The 16,817-nt window shown below is 59.0% G+C and carries 12 protein-coding genes; 9 read left to right on the forward strand and 3 right to left on the reverse strand.

Annotated elements, in window-relative coordinates; genetic code table 11:
• The first annotated feature begins 8 nt into the window (after positions 1 to 8).
• From LOC68_RS01945 to LOC68_RS01960, 4 genes are all read left to right on the forward strand, one after another.
• A complete protein-coding gene (locus tag LOC68_RS01945; RefSeq protein WP_230215027.1) occupies positions 9 to 1,238 on the forward strand; it encodes a glycosyltransferase in 1,230 nt (409 codons plus the stop codon).
• Positions 1,235 to 2,041 (forward strand): WecB/TagA/CpsF family glycosyltransferase, encoded by an 807-nt coding sequence (locus LOC68_RS01950; RefSeq protein WP_230215029.1) that lies wholly within the window; start codon positions 1,235 to 1,237, stop codon positions 2,039 to 2,041. The genes LOC68_RS01945 and LOC68_RS01950 overlap by 4 nt, the downstream gene beginning before the upstream one ends.
• A 383-nt stretch (positions 2,042 to 2,424) precedes the next feature.
• Positions 2,425 to 5,229 carry a PSD1 and planctomycete cytochrome C domain-containing protein gene (locus LOC68_RS01955; RefSeq protein ID WP_230215031.1) on the forward strand — a complete coding sequence of 935 codons (2,805 nt, stop codon included), beginning with the start codon at positions 2,425 to 2,427 and terminating at the stop codon, positions 5,227 to 5,229.
• Between the two features lie 15 nt (positions 5,230 to 5,244).
• Positions 5,245 to 6,642 (forward strand): DUF1501 domain-containing protein, encoded by a 1,398-nt coding sequence (locus LOC68_RS01960; protein ID WP_230215033.1) that lies wholly within the window; start codon positions 5,245 to 5,247, stop codon positions 6,640 to 6,642.
• A 2-nt stretch (positions 6,643 to 6,644) separates the two neighbouring features.
• Here the strand turns inward: LOC68_RS01960 and LOC68_RS01965 are convergent, their stop codons facing one another.
• Positions 6,645 to 7,817 (reverse strand): XylR family transcriptional regulator, encoded by a 1,173-nt coding sequence (locus LOC68_RS01965; protein WP_230215035.1) that lies wholly within the window; start codon positions 7,815 to 7,817, stop codon positions 6,645 to 6,647.
• Between the two features lie 213 nt (positions 7,818 to 8,030).
• Here LOC68_RS01965 and LOC68_RS01970 point away from each other — a divergent pair, with 213 nt between their 5' ends.
• From LOC68_RS01970 to LOC68_RS01985, 4 genes are read left to right on the forward strand one after another with little or no spacing between them, the layout of a single operon-like run.
• The gene (locus LOC68_RS01970) at positions 8,031 to 8,723 is read left to right on the forward strand and encodes an orotidine 5'-phosphate decarboxylase / HUMPS family protein (RefSeq protein ID WP_230215037.1); all 693 of its coding nucleotides are present in this window, start codon (positions 8,031 to 8,033) and stop codon (positions 8,721 to 8,723) included.
• Positions 8,724 to 8,735: 12 nt separating this feature from the next.
• Positions 8,736 to 9,764, forward strand: a complete 1,029-nt coding sequence (locus tag LOC68_RS01975; RefSeq protein WP_230215044.1) for a zinc-binding dehydrogenase — start codon at positions 8,736 to 8,738, stop codon at positions 9,762 to 9,764.
• Between the two features lie 8 nt (positions 9,765 to 9,772).
• Positions 9,773 to 10,573 carry an SDR family NAD(P)-dependent oxidoreductase gene (locus LOC68_RS01980; protein WP_230215053.1) on the forward strand — a complete coding sequence of 267 codons (801 nt, stop codon included), beginning with the start codon at positions 9,773 to 9,775 and terminating at the stop codon, positions 10,571 to 10,573.
• 32 nt (positions 10,574 to 10,605) lie between these two features.
• A complete protein-coding gene (locus LOC68_RS01985; RefSeq protein WP_230215055.1) occupies positions 10,606 to 11,490 on the forward strand; it encodes a sugar phosphate isomerase/epimerase family protein in 885 nt (294 codons plus the stop codon).
• 7 nt (positions 11,491 to 11,497) lie between these two features.
• Here LOC68_RS01985 and LOC68_RS01990 read toward each other — a convergent pair whose 3' ends face one another.
• Positions 11,498 to 13,027: a sodium:solute symporter family transporter gene (locus LOC68_RS01990; protein WP_230215057.1), complete on the reverse strand. Its 1,530-nt coding sequence runs from the start codon at positions 13,025 to 13,027 to the stop codon at positions 11,498 to 11,500.
• 575 nt (positions 13,028 to 13,602) lie between these two features.
• A complete protein-coding gene (locus LOC68_RS01995) occupies positions 13,603 to 15,201 on the reverse strand; it encodes an efflux transporter outer membrane subunit (protein ID WP_230215059.1) in 1,599 nt (532 codons plus the stop codon).
• 540 nt (positions 15,202 to 15,741) lie between these two features.
• On the opposite strand from LOC68_RS01995, the gene LOC68_RS02000 reads away from it, so the two are divergent.
• Positions 15,742 to 16,812, forward strand: coding sequence for an efflux RND transporter periplasmic adaptor subunit (locus tag LOC68_RS02000; RefSeq protein ID WP_230215061.1), 1,071 nt, complete (start codon positions 15,742 to 15,744; stop codon positions 16,810 to 16,812).
• Positions 16,813 to 16,817: the final 5 nt, after the last annotated feature.

Consider the following 16,817-nt stretch of genomic DNA (forward strand, 5'->3'; position numbering starts at 1 on the left):
GGCGCCAAATGAAGGTCCTGCTTTGCCACGGGTATTACACGCAGAGGGGCGGGGAAGACCTGTCGTTCGAGGATGAGGCGCGGATTCTCGCGCGCAGCGGCCATACCGTTCTGCAGTACACGATCGACAACAAAGAAGCGGAGCGGATGGGGAAGCTTTCCCTCGCTCGCAACATGCTCTGGAACAAGCGAACGTATCGCGACGTTCAAAACATCGTCCGCAGCGAACGCCCTGACGTCGTCCACTGCACCAACACGTTTCCCCTGATGTCGCCGTCGGTCTATTACGCTTGTCGTGAGACGAAGACGCCGATCGTGCAATCGCTGCGCAACTACCGCCTGCTTTGTCCGGCCTTCAATTTTCTGCGTGATGGGAAAGTCTGCGAAGCTTGTTTGCAGAAGAGTTTCGCCTGGCCGGCGGTGCGGTATGGCTGCTATCGAAACAGTCGCTCCGCGTCCGCGATGGTGGCCGCAACGTACGGGCTGCACCGACTGCTGGGGACCTGGTCTGCGCGAATTGACATGTACTTCACGCTGACGCAATTCGCACGACAGAAGTTCATCGACGGCGGGATTCCAGCGGAGAAGATCATGGTCAAGGCGAACTGCGTTGACCCCGACCCCGGACAAGGCGCCGGGCAAGGAGGCTACGTCATCTTCGTCGGTCGGCTCTCTGAAGAAAAAGGTTTGCCCTGCCTGCTGGAAGCCTGGCGGAAATCGCCCGATCTGCCGCGATTGAAGATCGTCGGCGGAGGACCTTCCGCATCACTGGTCCAAGCGGCGGCGGAAAGCGATCCGCGGATCGAACAGGTAGGTCCGCTCTCCCAACCGGAGGTGATGAAACTAGTTGGCGACGCTTCGCTATTGGTTTGCCCTTCGATTTGGTACGAGACCTTTGGCCGGGTCATCATCGAAGCCTACGCGACAGGAACGCCGGTCGTCGCATCTGATTTAGGGGCGATGTCGGAGTTGATTGAAGATGGAATAACCGGGCATCGTTTCGTAGCGGGCGACGCCGATGATCTCGCCGCGAAAGTTCGCATGCTGCTCGATCGCAACGATCTGCAAACGACGCTCCGACGGGCCGCACGAGCGAAATACGAGCAAACCTACACCCCACAGCACAACTACCAACGACTGATCGAGATTTACGAGGCGGCGATCGACTCGCGAGCGACCGCCGGCGTAAATCGAGAATCGTCGACAAAACGCGGCATCCCCGAGGAGTCCCCTTTGTGATTGATTCTGGAAAACATAGCGTCCTGGGCATTCAAGTCGACGCCGTCGATTACGAAGCGGCCGTTCAGCGCGTGATTACCGCCGCCCATGAGAAGAAGTCGTACATCGTCTCCGCACTCGCCGTCCACGGCGTGATGACCGGCGCTCTCGATGCCGAGCATCGGAAGCGTCTCAACCAGTTTGACCTGCTGACGCCAGATGGTCAGCCGGTGCGTTGGGCGCTGAACTTGCTCCACCGGGCCAAGCTTTCCGATCGCGTCTACGGCCCGAACATGATGCTCCGAATTTGCGAGCGGGCCGCCGCGGAGAATCTTTCGGTCCTCTTTTTCGGCGGTACTCCGGAAATGCTGGATCTGCTAGAAGAACGCCTCACCGAGCGGATGCCCGGTTTGCGAGTCGCAGGCAAGATCCCTTCGCAGTTTCGCCAACTGAATGAAGAGGAAGCCGAGGAGTTGGCGGTGCAGATCGAAAAGACGGGCGCAGACATCACGTTCGTTGGAATCGGTTGCCCGCGACAAGAGATTTGGGCGTATGAATATCGGGAACGTCTCTCGTGCCCGATCATCGCCGTCGGCGCCGCGTTTCCCTTTCACGCCGGTCAGCTCTCCCAAGCCCCGCCGACGCTGCAAAAGTATGGGCTCGAATGGGCCTATCGTCTGGTCTGCGAACCGCGCCGACTTTGGCGGCGATACCTCTACCTCAATCCGCTTTACGTCGGCATGTTACTTTGCCAGGCGACTGGTATCCGAAAGTACGATCGGGAAGACGCCGGTCCGCCGCCGGAGAAACTGCGGTTCGGTTAGCGGCTGAATCATTTGTCCGTCGTTTTCGCCGACTTTACTTTTCGCTTCCTTATCCTCGCGCTTTGCGCCAAGTATTCTCGGTGTTGCAGAGCATCTAGCAAAAGAATGGGGGGAGAACTGGGGGAAAGTGCACCCTAAGTTCCTGCCGTTTCCCCCATGTTGAACGCTGATTTCCGTGGGGAAGAAATGCCCGAGCGGCCGGCCCTATTTGCCAGTTTCCTGCTTGTCGTTTGGGCAGGAAAAACTGGAAGCTTGTCTGCGTTTTTTGTTTAATGAAGGACGCTCCCTTCGACCCGCTTCCACATCTGGTGGAGACTGGTTTCCCATCGTCGGCATTCCTTCCCCCACGGTTCGGCCTAGAAATGCATTGCAAGCGAAGCGTTTTGCGGTGTTGGGTACCTTCTGGCGCCGCCATTGGCGCGATTGGTTTCACTCTCTTCGTCATCATGCTTGCTGCGACTCGCTTGTCGTCGGCGGCAGAGACGTCGTCCGATACGAAAGCGGACGAGTTGGCCGCAAAGGTGGCGATCCTCTTCCAGCAAAAGTGCCTGGCATGCCATGGCGCCAAGCCGGACGACATCAAAGGAGAGTACGACCTCACCAATCGGGCGGCGCTACTCCGCGGCGGCGAATCGGGGGACGCGGCGGTTATTCCTGGCGAGGCCGAAAAGAGTCCGTTGTTCCTGGCGATCTGCTGGGATGAGTTGGAGATGCCTCCCAAAGAAAACGATCGGCTTACCAAAGACGAAATCAAACTGGTTCGCCAGTGGATCGACGCCGGAGCGCGCTGGCCCGAAAGCGGCGCAGAATTTACCAAGATGACGGCGGCGCCTCAGAAAGAGGCCGATTGGTCGCAACCACGAGAGGATGGCCGCGCGGTTCAGACCAGCGGAGGACTTTCGCCGCAGTGGAACAATCGTTTGTATGCCGCGGAGGATCTATGGGCTTATCAACCGATCTCGACGCCCAAGATTCCAACCGGCGGCGCCGCGCATCCGGTCGATGCGTTTCTCGAACAGAAACTGGTGGAACAAGGGTTAAGGCCGGCCGAGGAAGTCGATCCACGAACCTTCGTTCGCCGGATCACGTTCGACTTGACCGGTTTGCCCCCGACGCCGGAGGAGATTGAGCAGTATTTGCAGGAAGTCGCCGCCGGAGAGGATGCGAAAGAGCGTCTAATCGATCGCCTGCTCGCCAAGCCGCAGTATGGCGAACAGATGGCGCGGCATTGGCTCGATGTCGTTCGCTACGCCGACACCGCAGGCTTTGCGAACGATTTCGAACGTCCCAACGCCTGGCGATACCGCGACTACGTTATTCGCAGCTTCAACAGCGATCGACCCTTCGATCAATTTGTGCGGCAACAGATTGCCGGCGATCAATTGGAACCTGACGATTCGGAAAGCTTGATCGCCACCGGCTATTTACGAATGGGGCCTTGGGAACATACCGCGATGACGGTCGCGGCCGAAACACGGCAGCACTTTTTGGATGACGTCACGCATAGCGTGGGGGTGACGTTCCTCGGACAAGGTCTCCGCTGTGCGCGATGCCACGATCACAAGTTCGATCCGGTTCCAACGCGTGACTACTACCAGATCCAAGCGGTCTTCGCTCCTGTCCAATTTGCCGAACGCGATCTCCCTTTCTTGCCGGTTTTAAACACCAAGGCCGATCTGACTAGCCAAGAGGCGCTCCAGATCTTAAGCAAGTTTGAAACGGAGCAAGAAAAAGAGGCGAACCAGCGACTCGAGAGTCTGCGTCAGGAACTCCTCGCGGAGTATCAAGTCCAAGAGAAATCGGAGCTTCCGCCCGACGCTCAAGAACGACTCCGCAAAGAGGAAGATCGCGCCGATGCGATTCGCCGCAAGAACCGCAAGCACAAAATGTTTTACGCCAAAGCGATGATTCGGCTGGAGCCGCTGGCTTATTCCGTCTACAACGGCCCGACGAATAACTATTCTTCGAATCCCGCCAAGACGCCGATGCCGAAGGAAAAAGATCGGCAGGGGAACTGCGAGCCGACCTATATCTTGACCGGCGGTTCGCTCGCGACGCCGAGTGATGAAGTTTCACCGGGCGTCTTGAGTGTGGTGAACGCCACCGTTCCTGAACTCGAACCGCTTGCAGCGATACCCACAACAACGAGCGGTCGTCGCGTCGCGTTCGCTGACTGGGTGGTCGCCGAGCAGAATCCGCTGACCGCCCGCGTGATCGTCAATCGCGTTTGGCAGATGCATTTCGGCAAGGGGATCGTCGCGACTCCGAACAACTTCGGCAAGATGGGGGATCGCCCGAGTCATCCGGAACTGCTGGATTGGTTGGCCGCGTGGTTTATCGAACATGACTGGTCGATCAAGCAGTTGCATCATTTGATCCTCACCTCGTCCGCCTACTCGCGCAGCTCGCTCCATCCCGACTTGGAGCAACTATCGGTCGCCGATCCCAACAATAAGCTGCTGGCCTATTTTCCGGCACGCCGATTGGCGGCCGAAGAGATTCGGGACTCAATGCTCGCTATTTCCGGCGAACTGAACCCGGAGCAGGGGGGCCCCGGCGTCTTCCCCGAAATCAACTGGGACATCGCGCATCAGGTACGCTATACGATGGGAACCCCGGCCAACGCGTGGCAACCATCGCCGCGGAGAGCCGATCGCAACCGTCGCACGATATACGCTTTCCGCCAGCGAACACTTTCGGACCCGATGCTGGACGTCTTTGATCGCCCCGATGCTGAAAACTCGTGCGAACGCCGCAATCAAACGACCGTCTCGCCGCAGGTCTTCGCCCTGTTCAATAGCGGCTTTTCGCAAGATCGCGCGGTCGCGCTTGCGCAGAAGATTTCGCAGCAGTCGACTTCGCCGGAAAGCCAAGTTGAGCTAGCCTTTCTGGCCGTTTATGGGCGGAGCCCGTCTGGCGAAGAAGTCAAACAATGCTTGGCGTATCTCGACGCCATGGAGGCTCATTTGCAGGAGCATCCAACGCAGCCGATCATCCAGCCGACCGAGTTGTTTCGAACGATGTATGACGAAGCGTCAGGGGGAACGTTCAACTATGTCGAGCCGCTCCCCGGCATGAATAACTATGAGTACGACCTCAAGCCGTGGGACGTCTCGGTAGAGACCCAGGCGCTGGCCGACTTGTGTTTGGTCCTCTTCAATTCCAACGAGTTCGTCTACGTACGCTAACGGAAACGTAACGATATGCCTTTCTCCCAAGTACGTCGCGATTTTCTCTACGGGCTGGGCGCGTCACTCGGCGCCGTCGCGTTCAATTCGCTGTTGGCGGACGAAGCGTCGCAGCGAGATCCGCTCGCCGCGCGCCAAGGGCATCACCCCGCGAAGGCGAAGTCTTGCATTTTCATCTTCCTGGAAGGGGGACCGAGCCATATCGATACGTTTGATCCGAAGCCGGAGCTCGAGAAACTTCACATGAAGGAGTTCGTGCGGAAGGATCAATTCGCGTCCGGCATGGCGAGCGGAAAACGGTACTACATCAAAAGCCCCTTCACCTTCTCTCCCCGCGGCAAGTCGGGGCTGGTAATGTCGGACCAGTTTCGACATCTCGGCCAGGTCGCCGATGAGCTCTGCATTTATCATGGCTGCCAGGGGGAATCGATTGATCATCCGACTGCGTGCTATCACATGAACACGGGAAATCGCTTTGGAGGCGATCCCGCGATGGGCGCGTGGACGACTTACGGACTCGGGACCGAAAACCAGAACTTGCCGGCCTTCGTTGTGCTGCCTGAGGTCGCCTATCCGCAGGGTGGCGCCGCCAATTGGTCCAACGGTTTTCTCTCGCCGACCTATCAGGGAACGCCGCTGCGCGCGAGTGGAGATCCGATTCTCGACTTGCGTCCGCAGCCGGGCGTCACCGAGTGGCGGCAGCGGAAGAACCTCGATCTGCTCGCCAGTCTCAATGCGGCCGATCAAGTGCGCTATCCGCAACATCAGGAACTAGCGGCTCGGATGGACGCCTACGAGTTGGCCTTCCGCATGCAGGCCGAAGTGCCCGGCATTGTCGACCTGAAATCGGAAACGGAGGCGACGCTCGAAGCGTACGGACTCAACAATCCCGAGACCGAAAGCGTCGGCCGGCGTTGTCTGCTGGCGCGGCGACTGGTCGAGTCAGGCGTCCGCTTCGTCCAAATCTGGATCGGCGGTTGGGATTCGCACGACTATCTAGAGCGATCGCACTCCGCGCGGATTCGGGCCTTCGATCAACCGGTCGCGGCGCTAGTGGCCGATCTTCGCAGTCGCGGATTGCTCGACGAAACGCTGGTCGTCTGCACCGGCGAGTTTGGACGTTCTCCGGACAATGGAGTTCGCGGAGGGGAAAATAAGGTCGGGCGCGATCACAACGCCAAGGCGATGTCGATGTGGATGGCCGGCGGCGGCGTGAAGCGGGGAGAACGAATCGGCGCGACCGACGAAATCGGCGGCTCCGCGGTCGAAGTGGTCCATCCCATTCGCGACGTTCATTGCACGTTGTTGCACCTGCTGGGGCTCAACGACAATAAGCTGACCTTCTTCCACGAAGGACGCTACAAGCAACTGAGCCAAATCGGCGGTAGCGTCATCAAGGAAATCATAGCCTAACGCTACGACGTCGGCGACCGCTGTCGGCGATACTCACCAGGCGTCTGGCCGGTTGTTTGGCGGAAGACGGTAGCGAGGTACTGAACCGACGCAAATCCCGTCTGCTGGGCGATCGCAGCCAACGTGTGGTCGGTCGTGGCCAGCAGATCTTTGGTGAAGTTCAGGCGCACCCGTTCGATTTCGTCATGCACTGTGCGGCGCAGGATTTGTTTGAAACGGTTGTCGAGCGTGGATCGCGACAGGTCGACCGCTTTGGCGACATCCATTACTTGAATCCCGTCGCCGATGTTGCTGCGAATGAACTTCACGGCGCGGGCGACCTCTTGATCGGCGATCGCAATGGTGCTGGTCGACTCGCGCGGTACGATGCCGATCGGCTCGATCGCCAGCGTCCGTCGCCGCTTCGACACCGCCTTGCCAAGCATCAGGTCATTCAGCAAGTTCGCCGATTCGTAACCGATCTTGTCGGTGCCAAGCGAGATGCTCGACAGGGCAGGGGTCGTCAGGTCGCACATCAGTTCGTCATTGTCGACGCCGAGGATCCCCACGTCTTGCGGAATGCGCAGTCCCAAACGGCGACACCCTTCCAATACGTGACGAGCCCGCGCGTCATTGCAGGCGAAGATCGCGACCGGCAGCGAGAGCGTTTCGAGCCACTTGCAGATTTCGGTCTGGACCGACTCCCACTGCCGCGCAGTCGTATGACGGCCGTAAAACTCAGAACAGGAAAAGCCCTGATCGCGAACCGACTCGGCGAACGCTTTCCCCCGAATTCGCACCCAGGGATTGAAGAGCGTACGGCGAATACCGCAATAACCAAAGTTGGCGTAGCCTTGATTCATCAGATGGTCGGCCGCGATCTGGGCGACCACCGGATTGTCCGACGTAACGTATGGCGACTTGAACCTCCAAGCCGGGTCGAGCACCCCGCCGCCAATGTTAACCAGCGGCGTCTTGATGCCGTCGACTGCTTCCAAGACGTTTGGATCGTCCAAGTCGGCGATGATGCCGTCGCCGCGCCAATGGATGAGGTTCGGCACTTTCGCGAGCGGCTCGTCTTCGACATAGAGTCGCCAGTTACCGCGCTGGCGCGTGAAACGAGAGATCCCAGCGACCACCTTGCGGCCGTACGGCTTGTTGACGTTCAGGATCAGAGCGACTTCGCGTTTGGCCATGGTAGCGGTCGAGTAGCTGTTCTCAGGCGGTCTATCTGGATAACCAAATATTATAAACAGTTTCCAATATTCCAGAATGGAGAATTTCGGCCGCGGCGTGCTACATTGAGCGAGTCGCGACTCGGCAAGCCCCGAAATTTGCCGCCGACCGCTTCTCATCCGACGCCAAAATGACCGCACGGCGTCGAATTTCCCCTGCTACGAAAGTCCATCATGCGTCCGATTGTGCAAATCTCGCTTGACCTCACGAATATCGATGAGGCCCTGGAAACGGCGGAGCTGGCGATGCGAGCCGGCGTCGATTGGCTCGAGGCCGGAACTCCCCTCATTTTGGCCGAAGGGCTGCACGGGGTCCGTGCGCTCCGGGCCGCATTTCCCAAGACTCCGATCGTCGCCGACCTGAAGACGATGGACGGCGGCTATCTGGAAGCGGAAATGATGGCGAAAGCCGGTGCAACGCACGTCGTGGTGATGGCCCGCGCTCACGAAGAGACGATCCGCTGCGTCGTCAAAGCGGGCGCCGATTTCGGCTGCCAGGTGATGGGGGACAATATGGTCTGCGAGGACATGGTCGCCGGCGCGAAATGGCTGGAAGACCTTGGTTGCGACTACGTCATTCATCACATCGGTTATGACGAGCGCCGCGGTATTGCGGCGCGTGGATTGCGCATGCCGAGTCCCCTCGATCAACTGCGGGAAGTGGTCAACGCGGTGAAGATTCCGGTGCAAGCGGTCGGCGGCTTGTCGCTTGAGCAAGCGATTGCCTGTCCGTCGTACGGCGCTCCGCTGGTGGTGCTGGGAGCTCCGCTGACGATCGACGCCGACGCCTTTAAGACGGCCGACGGCAATCTGGAAGCTTCGCTCAAGCTGATCTGCGACGCCATTCACGCCCACGAAGACGTATAGGACCCTCCAGACATGAAATCCGCCGCCGTCGTCAATTTCGCTCCGGAAAAGGGAGCGGTCGAAATTCGCGAAATCGAAAAGCCTGAGATCGGCGCCGAAGACGTTCTGCTGGAAGTGGCGAACGTCGGCGTCTGCGGGAGCGATTTGCACCAATGGACCGCCGATCATTCGTGGCCGGTCAACTATCCCGTCGTGCTGGGGCACGAGTTTGGAGGTCATATCGTCGAGGTCGGCTCGGCGGTCGAAGGTTGGCGGGAAGGAGATCGGGTCGTCAGCGAGACTGCCGCGATCATCAGCCCCCAAAATCCGATGACCCGCCGCGGGCTGTATAACCTCGATCCGACTCGCAAAGGGTTCGGCTATGGGGTCAATGGCGCGATGACCAAGTACGTGCGGGTACCGTCGCGCATTTTGCATTCGGTTCCTGATTCGCTGCCGTTTGAGCATGCTTGTCTGACGGAACCATGCTGCGTCGCTTACAACGCGGTGGTACGCAACGCGCGAATCGAACCTGGCGATCGGGTCGTCGTGCTGGGACCGGGGACGATCGGCATTCTGTGCGCCGCGATGGCGCGACTTTGCGGCGCGCAAGTCGCGATCGTCGGACTGGAAGCGGACCGAGAACGCCTGGCGATCGCCGAGCGCAGCTACGGTTGCGAAGCGATTATCGGCGACGTCAGCGGTTGGGCGCGTGAGCGTGACGGTCTTGGTTGCGACGGCGTGATCGACGCCGCTGGCGCCAGTGCGACGTTGAAGATCGCGCTCGAAGTCGTCCGGCCAGCCGGCTGGATCAGCAAAGTCGGTTGGGGACCGCAGCCGCTTGGTTTTAATCTCGATCCGTTGGTGCAGAAGAACGTCACGCTGCAGGGAAGCTTCAGCCACAACTGGCCAATTTGGGAACGCGTGCTGGCGCTGCTTTCCAGCGGCCAATTGGACGTCAGCCCGATCATCGGCGGCGTTTGGCCGCTCGATCAATGGCACGAAGCGTTTGAAAAAATGCATCATGGCGATGTGGTGAAGTCGGTCCTGAAGCCGGTGTGAGAAACGACATGCGACTCTTGGACAAAGTTGTCATCATCACCGGCGGATGCACCGGAATCGGCAAACGAATCGCCCAGCGCGCCGTCGCTGAAGGCGCGTCGGTCGTGATCAACGGTTTGCAGCAAGAACTGGGCGACAAGCTGTTGGCCGAGCTCGGCCAAGACCGCGCGGCGCTACATATTGAAAACATCACGCAGGAAGGGTGTCCCGATCGGCTGGTCGCCTTGGCTATCTCGAAATTCGGTAAGCTCGACGGCGTAGTGAACAACGCCGCGCTGATCGCCCCCGGCGACATTAGCACGACCAGCGCCGATTTTTTTCGGATGATGCTGGAAGTGAACACGTTGGCCCCGTTCCGTTTGATTCAAGCGGCGCTTCCTCAGCTCAAAGCGACGCAAGGTTCGGTTCTGAATATCGGCAGCGTCAACGCCTATTGCGGCGAGCCCAATCTGCTTCCGTACAGCGTTTCCAAAGGAGCGCTGATGACGATGACGCGGAACTTGGGGGACGCGCTGCTGCGAACCGACGGAGTCCGCGTCAATCAAATCAATCCTGGCTGGACCTTGACCGAAGCGGAACAGGAGCGGAAGGAGGCGGAAGGTCTGGGAGACGACTGGTCGGCTGGATTGCCGAATTTGTTGGCGCCAACTGGCCGGATACTCTGGCCCGAAGAGATCGCCGCGGCGGCCGTCTATTGGCTGTCGGACGAAAGCCGTGCGATCAGCGGGCAAGTGCTCGACCTCGAGCAATATCCGATCATCGGACGCAATCCACCAAAAGACCGCATCTCGATTCCTGCCGCACGGTAGACGCCAAAACCCTCTCACCCTGGTGATTCTCGATGCCCCAACTCGCCGCGTTTCCAAAAGCGTACATGCAGGCCCTCGTCAAAGATGGCACGATGACTTTGGCCGAGTGGTTCGCTCTGGCGACTACCCTCGATATCGACGGACTGGAGTTCTACGCCGGATTCATCGAAGTCGCCGATCCTGCCAATTGGCCGGTGCTGCGCCGTCAGGTGGAAGACCTGGGAATGACGATCCCGATGCTCTGCTGTTCGCCCGATTTTACGCATCCCGACGCCGCCTTTCGTGAAGCGGAAATCGCGAAGCAAAAGAGTTGGATCGATATGACGTATGCGCTCGGCGGAAATTACTGCCGGGTGCTCAGCGGCCAGCGCCGTCCTGAGCTGACAATGGACGAAGGGGTGAAGCTGGCCGCCGATAGCATCTATGCCTGTTTGCCGTACGCCGAGGAGCGGAACGTTACGCTGATATTGGAAAACCATTACAAGGACGACTTTTGGGAATACCCGGAGTTCGCCCAGAAAATGGAGGTCTTCTGCCAACTGGTCGACGCGATCGATCATCCGAATTTTGGGGTGAACTATGATCCGAGCAACGCCTATCTGGCCGGGGACGATCCAATCGAACTCTTGAAGCGGGTATCTGACCGCGTCGTCACGATGCATGCCAGCGATCGCTACCTGCTGAGCGGAACGTTGGAAGACCTGCGCCGCGAAGAAGGAGGCTCGGTCGGTTACGCCAAGCGACTATCGCATGGCGAGATCGGCAAAGGGCTCAACGACTACGACGCAATCTTTAGCGAGCTGCGCAGCAAAGGCTTTGATAGCTGGATCAGCATCGAGGACGGGGTCGACGGGATTGATCAGCTTCGCCGTAGCGCCGATTTTCTCCGGATGAAGATCGCTCAGCACTGGGCGTAAGCGAACGCTATTCGGCGCTCTCGATCGCTTCCAAGCGGCGCGGTTGCGGCAGCGGAATCAGGCTGGCCAGCGTTCCGGCGACGACACCAACGATCAGCGAGCCAGGCATGATCCAGAAGATGTTCATGCCGAAGAGCTGATAGAACGAGATCATCACCGCAACGGCGATGCTCAACGTGACGCCGATCCAGGCTCCCAGTGAGTTCGACCAGGGAATGTAGAGCGCGAGGAAGAAGAGGACGAAGAGTGGCGCCACAAACAAGTTGACTACCTTATAAGTGACGTCCAGCAAGTTCCCTTCAACCGTTCCGGCGAAAAGACTCAGGCCAATGACGACCGCGCCAATCATCCAGGAGATGTGCTGCGACATCCCAACGCTTTCTTTCTCCGATTCCTGGGCTTGCTGGCGAAAGCGATCGACGAAATCGACCGTCACAACCGAACAGGAAGAGTTGAGTCCGGACGAGAGGGATGACATCGCCGCCGCGAGCAATCCGGCGACGACCAGTCCGCTGACGCCGGTCGGCAAGGCGACCAGGATGTAATGCGGAAAGAGCTTGTCGGCGTCGGCCTGAATCGACATCCCTTCGCCCAGCATCTGCGGATTGGCGGTGAAGTAGCCGTGCAAAGCCAAGCCCAGGATCGCGAGAAACGTCGTCGAGAAGATGGCGACGCCGAGCGACACGAAATACATCTTGCGAGCGGCGGCGACGTCGCGCGTGGCGAGATAACGCTGGACCGCCATTTGATCTGAGCCTGCTGTGCAGACGTACCAAGTGAAGCCAGACAGCGCAGCGCCCGCGATCGTACGGGGAGAAGTCGGCGAGAACCAAACCTGAATCGGCGCCCAGTTCGACGCCCACTCAGTCGGCCACCAATACTCAACTCCTCCCAGGCTATAGGTAATGGTCGCCATGGTCAGGATCGCTCCGCCGAGCAAGATGAAGGTCTGCACGACGTCGGTATAGACGACCGCCCGCAGTCCTCCCATCGAGGTGTAAATGACAGTGATGATTCCGAGAATTGCGCAGATGTAAGGAGCGGCCGATTTGTCCCAACCAAGCATCGGAATCAGCACCGTGTCGACGGTCGCGTAGACCACCACCGCCATCCACATCAAGCGCAGCGAAAGAAAGAGGCCCGAACCAAGCATTCGCACGCTCAACCCAAGCTTCTTTTCCAGCACTTCGTAGGCGCTGGTGACCGGAAGCTCCATGAACCGCGGGATAATGTACCAGCCGACGACCCACGCGATGAGCGGAAACGAGGCGATCATCGCGATCACCATCGGCCCATGCTTGATCATCTCGCCAGGCATCGAGAGATAGGTGAGCGTGCTCAGCAGCGTCGCAAAGAGGGAGAGCCCAACCGCCCACGGATTCATTTGTCGGCCGCCGAGCAAATAGTCGTCGGTCGTCTCCGTGCGACGACTAAAGTACCAACCGACCGCCAGCATGATCGCCAGGTAACTCCCAATCACGCACCAATCGAGCGCGTGGAGTCGATTAGCGGCGAGCGTAAGTTCGGATGAGCCCATATCGATCCGTTTCTAGGGTTCCGTCTGGCGGCGAGGGATTTGGGGGGCGACCAACTACTGGGCCAGCTTAGAGAAACCAAGAGAGGATTGCAAGTGGTACGTATCTCAAAGTCGACTATTTAGTCGCCGGCAAGATGGCCGCGGATTCCTGATCGAGGCTCTTTCCTGATTTCTATAAAGGAAAACACGAGAACATGCGTTTCCCTCGTGGCATGTAGCGTTGTCGGCGTAATTGGCGAGAGAAAACGATAGGTACGTACAACTTTAATCCGGAATGAGAGAGGCTACTTTCGCGAGGATGATTTCGATTTACGTGGCCTCGGGTCGTATCAGATTACGCATTTTCTGTTGCGGAATTGTGCGATAAGGCAGGCCTCTCGCTCTGCGACAACGAAACTTAAGCAACGTTTGTTTCGTGAGGGAGATTTCATACGGAAATCTCACCTCGATATGCGGTAGCAAATAGATAGCAGGATGCCGGCGTCTTGGCGGCCTACGGGTCGCCAAAACGTAATTGGCATATTGCCTGGAGTTTGCCCATCGAGGCGGCGGACAAATACGGACGCTTGAGCGAGCTAGTCGTTCATCGGCGGTGGGACGGGATTATCCAGCACTTCGTCAATGGGAAGTTTTTCGTTGGCGTTCGGAGCTTCGATTTCCTCGGCATTCGGCTCCGGCGTTACGGCGAGCGGGCGATTGAGGTAGGGGGAAGGCCAACCGCCGCCGAGAGCACGATAGATCGAAACCACCCCTTGGGCGACGTTTCCTTTGGCGGTCGCCGCGGCGACTTCCTGTTGGGTTTTCGTATTTTGAACGTTGAAGACGCGGTTGAAGTCGATCTCTTCCCCTTCCGCATACTGCAACGTGATCAGCTCGTTCGTTTTGTCGGCCGCTTCGGCCGCTTCCAGTTGCAGACGGAGCAACTCTTGCGATTTGAGGAATTGAACAATCGCGTCTTCCGCTTCCTGATTGGCGGTCAGGACCGACTGCTGGTAGACCGCCAGCAGTTCTTGGAAGCGTGCGTCCTGGAACTGCACATTGCCGACGATCCGGCCGTAGTTCAGGATGTTCCATTCGAGGGACGGTCCCACCGAGCCAAACCCGGAGCCATGACGGAACAGATCCTTAAATTGCTGAGCGCTTCGCCCGACGGTGCCGGTGAGCGTGATGTGCGGATAGAGTTCCGATTCGGCGACGCCGATCAAAGCGCTTTGCGCCGCCAGATTCCGCTCGGCCCGACGAACGTCAGGACGCTGGAGGAGCGATGCGGCTGGAATGCCAAGGGCGATTTCCGACTCCACATTCGGAATCTCCCCGGCGCCGAGCAGTTCCGTAATCTCTTCCGGCGGCATGCCGAGCAAGACGCACAATTGGTTTTGCGACTGCCGCAGCGACGTTTCGACGGCCGGAACGAGCGCCTCGGTTTGCACCAGGCTCGACTTGGCCTGCTGGACGTCGACCTCGCTCGATTCGCCGTTTTTGAAGCGAATCTCGGTGATCTCGTAGGTCTTCCGCTGGTTCTCGACGTTCAACTGGACCAGCTCCAGCCGAGTCTGCAACGTCCGGATATCGATGTAGGTGGCGGCGACGTCGGCGACCAACGTCACGACGACGTCGCCATAGTCGTAGACGGCGGCGTCAAGATCGGCGTCGGCCGACTCGATTGCGCGACGATATCGCCCCCAGAAGTCGATTTCCCAGGCCAGTCCAAACGAACCACGCCACGTGCTGAAGTGACGATCCGGTCCAAATCCGGTCGAGAGGTTGTGAGAGTACAGGGCCGAGAAGTCTTGCTGCTGCGGGAAGAAACTGCCGACGGCGATCTGACGCAAGGCGCGGGCTTGCATGATTCGCGCCCCAGCCTGGCGGACGGTCAGGTTCTGGTTGTACGCCTCGGCGACCAGCTCGTTCAAAACCGGGTCATTAAACGAAGTCGACCACCACGCGGCGCCTTCGACCGGGCTGGCCAAAACCCGTTTGTCGGTGGCGTCGATCCAGTCTTGTGCCACCGGAACCGCGGGAGTTTGGTAACTGGGACCGACCTTAAAGCCGTTGGCGATCCAGTCGCGAGTGCTGGTGCAACCGATCCCGGCCAGCCCGACGCAGGCAAGGGCCACCACCAGACCGATTCGGCCAATGGGGCTCGTTGCAGGCGGCTGGGGTGCACGTCGCATCCAATCTCTCGAAAAATCGGTAACACACGAATAAATTATTCCTTTGATACCATCGGAGAAACCGGTGCAATTCATACAATATTTTGTGCTTGCCCCGGAAAGGTCGACACCTTTGCCCGGTTAGCGGCGTTAAAGTTTGCCTCACCCAAACCAATGACCGGCAATTCGCCGCGGCGATCCGCACCTGGGCCGGGATGGGTGGCTCCCCGAATTTCGGGAGGTCCTTTGGCAAGATTGAATAGAATGACAAGATGGACCTCGGTCCACCGTCACCCACCGGCAATGCGTCGCGGTCGACCTCCCTGGCTGACCCCAGATTCCCACGCTCGAAATCTCACCTACCAACCGTCCGCTTGGTCCTCCTAAATGGCAGCCTCTTCCAACCCATTTTCGCACTTCGTCGGGCTCTTATTGAGGCTGGCGATCCCGTGCGCGATTCTGGCCGCCGGCTGGTTCGGCTTTCGATACTTGTCTGACAAGGTCGAACGTCCCCCCAAGCCCGCCCCCAAAAAGGTAGCGCTCCGGTCCCGAGTTGAAGACATGACGAAGATCGATTACCCGGTCATCGTCAAGACGCACGCCATCGTCCAGCCGCACAACCAGGTAACGCTCACGTCGCAGGTCTCAGGCGCCGTGGCGAAGATCAATCCTTCGTTCGAGGTTGGCGCCTATTTCAGCAAGGGCGACGTCCTGGTTGAAATCGATCCGAGCGACTACCAAACGGAGCTGGCGATCGCCGAGTCGAACCTGGCCGCCAAGCGATCCGAACTGAAGCTGGCGAAGTTGGTCGAAGAACGCAAGCTGCGCTTGGTCGAATCGAACGCCGTGTCGCAAGGAGAAGTCGAATCGGCCTCGGCCAGCCGAGAACAGTCGGAAGCGAACGTCGCCCTGGCCGAAACGGCGGTCGAGCAAGCGCAACTCAATTTGAAGCGTACGAAGATCGTGGCGCCGTTCGATGGCCGCGTGATGTCGAAGCTGATCGGTCTTGGTCAGATGGCGGGATCGAATTCACCGCTGGGCGAAGTCTTCGCGATCGACTATGTCGAAGTTCGCTTGCCGATTTCGGGCGATCAGCGGAAGTTTCTCGACTTGCCCGAGTTCGCCCAAGACGCTCCTCTTACAGTCGAGCTGCGTGACGGGATTCAAGCGTCCGGGGGCGCCGTCTGGACCGGCAAGATTGTGCGAACCGAAGGGGTACTCGATCCGAACTCGCGGGATCTGTTCGCCATCGCGCGCATTGACGATCCGTTTGGACGACAGACGGGCAAGCCGCCGCTGCGCATCGGCCAACCGGTGATCGCAGGGATCGAAGGGAATACGCTGCACGATGTGATCGCTTTGCCCCGCGGCGCCGTCCGTGAATTGGATCAGATCGTCCTGGTCAACCGTGCTGATCAGACGCTGTTGCCGATGAAGATCAAGCCGCTCTGGTCGGACGAGACGAAGGTGATCGTCGAAGCGTCGACGATTCCGAGCGAAATGTGGATAGCGACGACTCCGATGTCGTTCACGCCGAAGGGGGCGAAGATTGAAATCATTCCCCCGGCGGATGGATCCATCTCGATCGCCGACTCCGCCCCCGCTGAAACCGACAAGAGCGCCGCTAACTAACGCCT

The organism is Blastopirellula sediminis, from assembly GCF_020966755.1.
Lineage (GTDB): Bacteria > Planctomycetota > Planctomycetia > Pirellulales > Pirellulaceae > Blastopirellula > Blastopirellula sediminis.

Coding starts and splice junctions, on each gene's coding strand:
- LOC68_RS01945 (WP_230215027.1), top strand. CDS start 9: ATGAAGGTCCTGCTTTGCCACGGGTATTACACGCAGAGGGGCGGGGAA.
- LOC68_RS01960 (WP_230215033.1), top strand. CDS start 5,245: ATGCCTTTCTCCCAAGTACGTCGCGATTTTCTCTACGGGCTGGGCGCG.
- LOC68_RS01965 (WP_230215035.1), bottom strand. CDS start 7,817: ATGGCCAAACGCGAAGTCGCTCTGATCCTGAACGTCAACAAGCCGTAC.
- LOC68_RS01970 (WP_230215037.1), top strand. CDS start 8,031: ATGCGTCCGATTGTGCAAATCTCGCTTGACCTCACGAATATCGATGAG.
- LOC68_RS01975 (WP_230215044.1), top strand. CDS start 8,736: ATGAAATCCGCCGCCGTCGTCAATTTCGCTCCGGAAAAGGGAGCGGTC.
- LOC68_RS01980 (WP_230215053.1), top strand. CDS start 9,773: ATGCGACTCTTGGACAAAGTTGTCATCATCACCGGCGGATGCACCGGA.
- LOC68_RS01985 (WP_230215055.1), top strand. CDS start 10,606: ATGCCCCAACTCGCCGCGTTTCCAAAAGCGTACATGCAGGCCCTCGTC.
- LOC68_RS01990 (WP_230215057.1), bottom strand. CDS start 13,027: ATGGGCTCATCCGAACTTACGCTCGCCGCTAATCGACTCCACGCGCTC.
- LOC68_RS01995 (WP_230215059.1), bottom strand. CDS start 15,201: ATGCGACGTGCACCCCAGCCGCCTGCAACGAGCCCCATTGGCCGAATC.
- LOC68_RS02000 (WP_230215061.1), top strand. CDS start 15,742: ATGACGAAGATCGATTACCCGGTCATCGTCAAGACGCACGCCATCGTC.